This window comes from Yoonia sp. (genome assembly GCF_017854415.1).
Lineage (GTDB): Bacteria > Pseudomonadota > Alphaproteobacteria > Rhodobacterales > Rhodobacteraceae > Yoonia.
Window position 1 is genome coordinate 6,431 of record NZ_JAFMHR010000045.1, and the last position, 2,975, is coordinate 9,405.

Annotated in this window: 4 protein-coding genes; 3 read left to right on the plus strand and 1 reads right to left on the minus strand. The window is 55.0% G+C overall.

Annotation, left to right across the window (positions count from 1 at the left end; translation table 11 throughout):
• Window positions 1-264, plus strand: a 264-nt coding sequence (locus QZ197_RS07085) for a CBS domain-containing protein (RefSeq protein WP_296431168.1), incomplete at its 5' end; no start/stop codon positions are given.
• Window positions 265-303: 39 nt separating this feature from the next.
• On the opposite strand, the gene QZ197_RS07090 is transcribed toward QZ197_RS07085, so the two are convergent.
• Window positions 304-1,206 (minus strand): DMT family transporter, encoded by a 903-nt coding sequence (locus QZ197_RS07090; RefSeq protein ID WP_296431169.1) that lies wholly within the window; start codon window positions 1,204-1,206, stop codon window positions 304-306.
• A gap of 91 nt (window positions 1,207-1,297) precedes the next feature.
• Here QZ197_RS07090 and QZ197_RS07095 point away from each other — a divergent pair, with 91 nt between their 5' ends.
• Window positions 1,298-2,113 carry a TIGR00282 family metallophosphoesterase gene (locus QZ197_RS07095; RefSeq protein WP_296431170.1) on the plus strand — a complete coding sequence of 272 codons (816 nt, stop codon included), beginning with the start codon at window positions 1,298-1,300 and terminating at the stop codon, window positions 2,111-2,113.
• On the plus strand, window positions 2,110-2,975 hold an 866-nt coding region (locus QZ197_RS07100), incomplete at its 3' end, for a DMT family transporter (protein WP_296431171.1). The genes QZ197_RS07095 and QZ197_RS07100, both read left to right, overlap by 4 nt.

Consider the following 2,975-nt stretch of genomic DNA (forward strand, 5'->3'; position numbering starts at 1 on the left):
CCACGCGATATCTTTACCAATCCAGCAAACGGCTATGTGGCGGAATTTGTGGCACACATGAACCCACTTGGTGTCTTAACCGCCCGTGACGTAATGACCGCAGGAACATGTGACGGTCCGGCTATTGATGTCGAAACACCCGTCCAAGACATCATGCACCAGATCGACGGCGCATCCCTACAAGTCCATGAAAACGGCCAACCAATCGGCGTGGTGACGCAAAGCTCACTACTTGCACGCCTCACTCCGCCTTCTTCCGAGTAAAAATATCCCCGCCGGAGGCTTGCCCCAAAGGGGCAAAGTTCAAACCTTGGTTTCAACTGCTGCAGGTGTAATTCTGCGCCGCGCGACAGCCTCGCGCCACGTGATAAATGTCACCGATGCCATAATCACAGCGCCGCCAAAGATGACCCAGCCATCAACTGCTTCGCCAAAGACCACAGCCCCCAACAGTACCGCCCAGACCAATTGCAAAAACGTGACCGGCTGCGTCACAGTCAAAGGTGCAGCAGCAAAAGCCAGTGTCATTGAATAATGGCCTGCCGTAGCAAAACAGGCGACCAGAAACAGCCAACCAAGCTGTTCCAAAGTAGGTGTAATCCAGACCGCCGCCGCAAAGGGCGCCAAGCCGACTGTAACAGTGATCGACAACATACCGACAACGACAGCAGCAGAAACTTCGCCGGACAGTTGCTTGGCGATCAAATAACCAGCGGCAAAGAAAACCGCCGTTCCCAACATAGCGATATGGCCGATTTCGACCTCTTTCATGCCGGGACGCAGAATAATCATCGCGCCAATCAACGCCATGATCACAGCAGCCAAGCGGCGTGGCGGTAGTTTTTCACCCAAAAACAAAGCAGCGCCAAGCGAGACATAGACCGGCGAGAGATAATTCATCGCGGTCACTTCGGCGATCGGAATGCGCGCCATCGCAAAGAACCACAAAATCACAGCCAATGTGTGCACGGCACCGCGCGCCCAAAAAAGTTTCTTTTGCCGACCTGTCAGGTGCGCGGCCAAAATCGGCTTGATCATCGGCAGCAAAAACACCAATCCCAGCACATACCGCAGGAACGCGGCTTGGGCTGCGGGCACATCGCTTCCAATATGTTTGACGACGGCGGTCACGGCCACAAACATCAAACCTGTGAACACCATCCAAAAGATGCCAACGACGGGACGTGATTGCTTTGCGGGTTCCATAATCCATGCGTCGCACCAAGATTGGCTGATAGCAAGCCGCCTGCGCAGAAACTGCTGGATGAATCAGCGCGTAGCCCATAACACCAGTTCCATGAAAATACTCTTTCTTGGCGACGTCATGGGCCGCGCTGGCCGCACAGCAATTTCGAACCATCTGCCCCGTTTGCGGGCCGCGTGGAAACTCGACTTTGTTGTGGTCAACGGTGAAAATGCGACCTCGGGCATGGGGTTGTCGGCGGATCACGCAAAGCTCTTGCTGGATGCAGGGGCCGATGTCGTGACCTTGGGCGATCATGCGTTCGACCAAAAAGACATGCTGAGCTTTATTGAAAAGGAAAGCCGGATCATCCGGCCAATAAATTATTCCAAAGCCGCCCCCGGTGTAGGTGCACGCGTATTTAACGCACCTGGCGGACGTAAAGTGCTGGTGGCCCAAGTGCTCGGCCAAGTCTTTATGAAGCGCCCCTTTAATGATCCATTTTCGGCGCTGGATAGCGTCCTGCGCCAATACCCGATGGGCGGTCAAGTCAGTGCCAGCCTGATTGATGTCCACTGCGAGGCAACCTCCGAGAAAATGGCCGCTGGTCATTTCTGTGATGGGCGCGCCAGCATTGTGGTTGGCACGCACACGCATGTGCCCACATCAGACGCGATGATTTTGCCTGGCGGCACCGCCTATCAAACAGATGCGGGCATGTGCGGCGACTATAATTCTGTGATCGGGATGGACAAAGCCGAACCATTGCGCCGCTTTATCACGGGCATGCCAAAGGCCCGTTTCACACCCGCAGCAGACGAGGCAACCCTATCGGGCCTGTACGTCGAAACCGACAACATGACCGGCAAAGCGACGCGGGTTGAGATGGTGCGCCAAGGCGGGCGTTTATCGCAAACCGGCCCTGAATGATTACTGACCGGGTCCGGCTTACCGGCTTTTTATTGCTTCTGGGGTGTGGCTGGGGCCTGACCCAACCACTCATCAAGATCACGGTAACGGCCGGTTATCAGCCCTTGGGCATGATTTTTTGGCAAATGCTGATCGGGGCGATCTTGCTGGGAATATTGCGCTGGCGACAACTGCGGCGCTTGCCATTCACCCTAAGAACCTTGGCTGTTTGGTTGATGATTGCAACGATTGGGTCACTGATCCCGGGCATTACAAGTTACCGTGCTGCATTTCATCTGCCATCGGGCATCATGTCTATCGTGATTGCGACAATCCCGATGATGGCTTTTCCAATCGCGCTGATGCTTGGCAATGACACGTTTTCGCGGCGACGGCTGATGGGTCTGACGCTTGGCTTGATCGGTGTCGGCTTCATCGCACTTCCCGAAGCGAGCCTGCCGGAACGCGCGATGATTGCGTTTTTGCCTTTGGCGCTGGTCGCGCCATTTTGCTATGCTTGCGAAGGCAATATCGTCGCGCGTTGGGGGACTGCAGGACTTGATCCCTTTGCAGTGCTTTTTGGCGCATCAGTGATTGGCACTCTGATCTCATTGCCGCTTGCTATCGGATCAGGGCAGTTCTTTGTGCCTCAAGCCCCTTTCGTTTTGGCCGATTTCACACTGACGCTAAGTTCGGTAATCCACGTTTTGGTCTACACTGGCTATGTCTGGTTGATCGGACGGGCTGGTCCGGTTTTCGCGGGCCAAGTGAGCTATGTCGTCACCGGATCGGGCGTCTTTTGGGCAATGCTTCTTTTAGGCGAAACCTATAGCCTTTGGATCTGGGTGGCATTGGTTTGCATGGTGCTGGGATTGATGCTGGT

Excerpts from the sequence above, each read along its gene's own strand:
- QZ197_RS07090 (WP_296431169.1), bottom strand. The coding sequence starts at position 1,206 with ATGGAACCCGCAAAGCAATCACGTCCCGTCGTTGGCATCTTTTGGATG.
- QZ197_RS07095 (WP_296431170.1), top strand. The coding sequence starts at position 1,298 with ATGAAAATACTCTTTCTTGGCGACGTCATGGGCCGCGCTGGCCGCACA.